Annotated in this window: 2 protein-coding genes and 1 pseudogene; all 3 read right to left on the bottom strand. The window is 68.6% G+C overall.

Features of this window, described 5'->3' with window-relative positions; all coding sequences use genetic code 11:
* Positions 1 to 334 (bottom strand): annotated as a pseudogene (locus ACZ60Q_RS35350) (transposase); the annotation flags it as partial.
* A gap of 63 nt (positions 335 to 397) precedes the next feature.
* Positions 398 to 2,374 (bottom strand): KedN5 family methylcobalamin-dependent radical SAM C-methyltransferase, encoded by a 1,977-nt coding sequence (locus tag ACZ60Q_RS35355; protein ID WP_469641672.1) that lies wholly within the window; start codon positions 2,372 to 2,374, stop codon positions 398 to 400.
* Positions 2,375 to 2,676: 302 nt separating this feature from the next.
* Entirely contained in the window at positions 2,677 to 2,904 is a 228-nt protein-coding gene (locus tag ACZ60Q_RS35360) for an MbtH family protein (protein WP_469641673.1), read from the bottom strand.
* Between the last annotated feature and the right edge of the window lie 1,619 nt (positions 2,905 to 4,523).

Consider the following 4,523-nt stretch of genomic DNA (forward strand, 5'->3'; position numbering starts at 1 on the left):
ATGAACGCTACGAGCGTGTGAGTGACCGGTCGAGCTCGGCCGCGAAGAAACTAGCCGCGGCCTTCAGGATGTCGTTCGCCCGCTTCAGCTCGGCGACCTCCTTCCTCAACGCCTTGAGCTGGGCAGACTCCTCCGAAGTCGCCCCCGGACGCTGACCCGCATCGATCTCGTGCTGCTTCACCCAGTTCCGCAGCGTCTCACGGCAACCGATGCCGAGCTTCTCGGCAACCGCCTGCAGAGCAGCCGTCTCGGTCGGGTAGTCGTCGCGCACCTCGGCGACCATGCGCACCGCACGACGGCGGAGCTCAAGCGGGTAACGGGAAGGTCGTGCCATGACTCGATCCTTTCACGAAATCGAGTCTCTATTCGAAGCGGGGCGGTTCATGGCGGGTTGGCATTACGTGGGTGTGTGGGTGTGTGGGTGTGTGGGTGTGTGGGTGTGTGTGGTGGGGTTGGTGTGTGGGGTGTTTGTTGGTTGTGGTGTGTGTTTTTGGATGTTGATGCATTGGCCGGTGTAGTAGGTGGTGAGTTCGTGGTTGTCGAGGTAGTCGTGGAATCCGGTGCGGTGTGCGAGTGTGAGTTCGACGGGGGTGGGTGTGTTGTTGTATGGCTGGTTTGTTCGGATGGCGTTGAGGATGTGGGGTATGGGGTATTGGTAGTGCTGGCTGGTGTGGATGTAGTGGGGGAGGCCGTCGATGTTGCGTATTTCGGTGTGTTCGGTGTGTTCGGTGTGTGGGGTGTTTGTTGGGGTGTTTGTTGGGGTGTAGATGGGGCGGGTTGCGTGGTCGTAGCGGTAGATTTCGTTGAGGAGTGGTCTGTGCCGGGCGGGTGTTTTCGGGAGGATCGCTTCGTTCCACCATTGCTGGAAGACGGGTGTGAGGCGGGGGTCGGTGTAGAGTTTGTGGAGTGACTGGATGACCAGGCTGGAGTCGGTGAACTCGCGGCCGTGGCTGAGGAGTTCGGTGGCTGCGGGGTTATCTGATTCCTGGAACCAGTCGGACAGGGTCAGGAGTACGGTGCTCTGGGTGAGGCCGGCGAGTTTTTGTAGGGGTATCCAGATGTGCCGGAAGTACATGTTCTCGCTCATGGTCCGGGCCCAGAACATGAACCGTTGCATCTTTGTGTTCTCGGCGATGGTGACGGTGCGGTTGGCGAGGACGTACTCGAAGTCGTCGTTGTCGCCGCGTACGGTGACGAAGCCGTGTTCCTCACGGTTTTCCGTGTAGTTGGTGTTGGGCAGGAGTAGCAGGGGGTAGACGGCGATGCGGGATACATGTGCGGACAGCTGGTCGTAGCCGGTCAGGAAGGAGTCGGCTGTCTCTCCCGGGGCGCCCCAGATCAGTTCGGCGTAGGCGTCGAGTCCTTCCGCCGAGAGCCATGCGGCGAGGGTTTTCCACTCGTTGAGCCGCATGTTGTTTCTGCCCATGTCGCGGAGCGCGGTGTCGTCGAGTGTCTGCAGTGCGATGGTGAACGAGCTCTGGAATCCCTCGGCTTTCATCCGGCGGATGATGTTGTGGAATGTTTTGGACTTGTTCTTCGCCCATGATGTTTCCAGCGACTGCGGGAACCCGTATTTTTCGCGTGTTCTGACGAGGTCCTCGATGAATTCTGCGTCTTGCTGCCGCATGCCGAAGTTGGAGTCGCACAATACTACTGTGGGTATCCGGTGGTAGCCGAAGATGTCGAGTTCCGCTCGTAGCCGCTCGCGGGAGAAGCCGCGCATTTTCTGGCCGACCGCGCCACCCCAGTAGCAGAACGAGCATTTGTACGGGCAGCCGCGGTTGGTTTCCATCAGTGCGACGTCGTAGGGGAACCGGCCTTTGTGGTCGAGCAGCGGGATGGCTCCGGTGAGGAAGGGTGACGGGATGGTGTCCAGGTCGTCGATGCGTGGTGCCTCGGCGGTGGTGTGGATCGTGCCTTCTTCGTCGCGGTAGGAGATTCCCGGTACTTGTGCGAGGTCGTGCGGTGACTTTTCCTCGAGGGCGGCGAGCAGCAGGTCGCGGAAGGTGAACTCGCCCTCGCCGTTGGCGATGACGTCTACCTGGGGGAACCGTCGGAAGACGTGTTCGGCTTGGTGGGCGACGTGTGTTCCGCCGAAGATGACCCAGCCGTCCGGGTGTACCGACTTGTAGGTTTCGGCGAGCGCGCCGAACTGGTTGAGGTTCCAGCCCAGGACCGAGAATGCCAGTACGTCCGGCACCTTCCCGGAGAAGATGGTGCGTGCCATCGAGCCGAGTGATTCTCCGCCGCGGAAGTTCTGTATTCCCACGTCGAACTCGTATCCCACCACGGGGTCGGCCTGTGCTGCGGCTGTCAGATAGCCGGCGGCGAGCGGCATCGATTCCTTGGGCATGTCCCAGGCGCCCTGTTGCACGATCAGGGCTGACCCGCGCTTTTCCCGTGAACGTGGTCGTGGTCGTGGAAACGGAAGTGTGGACTGACTCACTGTTCTGCCCCTATGCCGCCAGGCCGCCGGGTTCCCGCGGGCGATTGCATGCCGTAACAGTGTGCGAAATGTGTTGTCGAGCTGAGTCCGGTGTCCGGCCGCGGAAGTCAGCGCGGTGCACGCCCGCTGTCGAGGTGTCCTTCGGCGGCGGGCGTGCGCGGAGTGCGGTGCGGGTGACGGAGCGGTCCACCGCCGCCGTCACGGTGAAGGCCGTGTGTCCGTCCGGTGGCTCACCCGGTCGGGTCGTCCATGGTGCGGCGAAGGGAGGCCGGACGCAGGTCGGTCCAGTTCTCCTCGACGTGGGCCAGGCACGCGGCCCGGCCGTCCGGGCCGTGTACCACGTGCCACCCGGCGGGCACCGGAGCGAACTCCGGCCACAGCGAGTGCTGGTCCTCGTCGTTGCGCAGCACCCGGAATACTGCGTTCTCGTCGTCGAACGGGTTGGTCGTCTCAGCCATGCCGCCTCCCAGTCGCCGCACCCTACAACGCGCCGCCGGGTGTTCAGAACTGCCGCCCTCCAGCACGGTGACCCCCGGTGTAAGGAGGGGCGGGTGCTGGGCCGTCCGTGTGCGGGAGGACAGTCCGGTTCACCGGCCTGCCCAGTTCGGGCAGGCCGGCCCGTGGCAGCCGAAACGCGGGCACCGAGGCTGCCCGGGCCGGCGCAGATGCCGGCCGGGGATGTTCCGTGACGCGGTCTGTTTCCCCGGACCCGGGTTCCGGCGCACGCGGCCGGAGCGAGTGGGTCCGGCGGGCCGGGGCACCGGCGACGGTGCCGGCCCGGCACACCGTCATCGTGCCGGTAACCGGTGACCGCGCCCTGCCGGGCAGGGCAGCCCGCGGCGAGGCGCGCTCCGCCCGGCCGGCGGGGTGTGCGCCGCCCGCGTGGCGATGGGTGCGCTGCCTGGCCGGCGGGGTGTGTGCCGCCCCGGGCGGGAGCCGGGCCCGGCCGTGTGGAACCGTCACGGCCCCGGCGGGTGCGTGGCGGGCCTGCCCGGCCGGTGAGGTGTGTGCCGCCCGCGTGGCGATGGGTGCGCTGCCTGGCCGGCGGGGTGTGTGCTGTCCGCGTGGCGAGGTGCGTGCTGCCTGCGGCGAGGTGTGTGCTGCCCGGGCGGGAGCCGGTCCCGGCTGCGTGGAACCGTCACGGCCCCGGCGGGTGCGTGACGGGCCTGCCCGGCCGGTGAGGTGTGTGCCGCCCGCGTGGCGGGGTGTGTGCCGCCCGCGTGGCGATGGGTACGCTGCCCGGCCGGCGGGGTGTGCGCCGCCCGCGTGGCGAGGCGCGTGCTGCCTGGCCGGCGGGGTGTGTGCCGCCCCGGGCGGGAGCCGGGCCCGGCCGTGTGGAACCGTCACGGCCCCGGCGGGTGCGTGACGGGCCTGCCCGGCCGGTGAGGTGTGTGCCGCCCGCGTGGCGATGGGTGCGCTGCCCGGCCGGTGAGGTGTGCTCCGCCCGGACGGCGAAGCGTGCTCAGCCTGGCCGGCGGGGTGTGTGCTGTCCGGGCGGGAGCCGGTCCCGGCTGCGTGGAACCGTCACGGCCCCGGCGGGTGCGTGGCGGGCCTGCCCGGCCGGCGGGGTGTGTGCCGCCCGCGTGGCGATGGGTGCGCTGCCCGGCCGGTGAGGTGTGTGCCGCCCGAGTGGCGAGGTTCGTGCTGCCTGCGGCGGGGTGTGTGCTGTCCGCGTGGCGAGGTGCGTGCTGCCCGGCCGGCGAGGTGTGCTCCGCCCGGCCGTGAGGTGTGTGCCGCCCGCGTGGCGTGACGGGCCTGCCCGGCCGGCGGGGTGTGTGCCGCCCCGGGCGGGAGCCGGGCCCGGCCGTGTGGAACCGTCACGGCCCCGGCGGGTGCGTGACGGGCCTGCCCGGCCGGTGAGGTGTGTGCCGCCCGCGTGGCGATGGGTGCGCTGCCCGGCCGGTGAGGTGTGCTCCGCCCGGACGGCGAAGCGTGCTCAGCCTGGCCGGCGGGGTGTGTGCTGTCCGGGCGGGAGCCGGGCCCGGCTGCGTGGAACCGTCACGGCCCCGGCGGGTGCGTGGCGGGCCTGCCCGGCCGGCGGGGTGTGTGCCGCCCGCGTGGCGATGGGTGCGCTGCC

This window comes from Streptomyces sp. NPDC104313 (assembly GCF_055583985.1).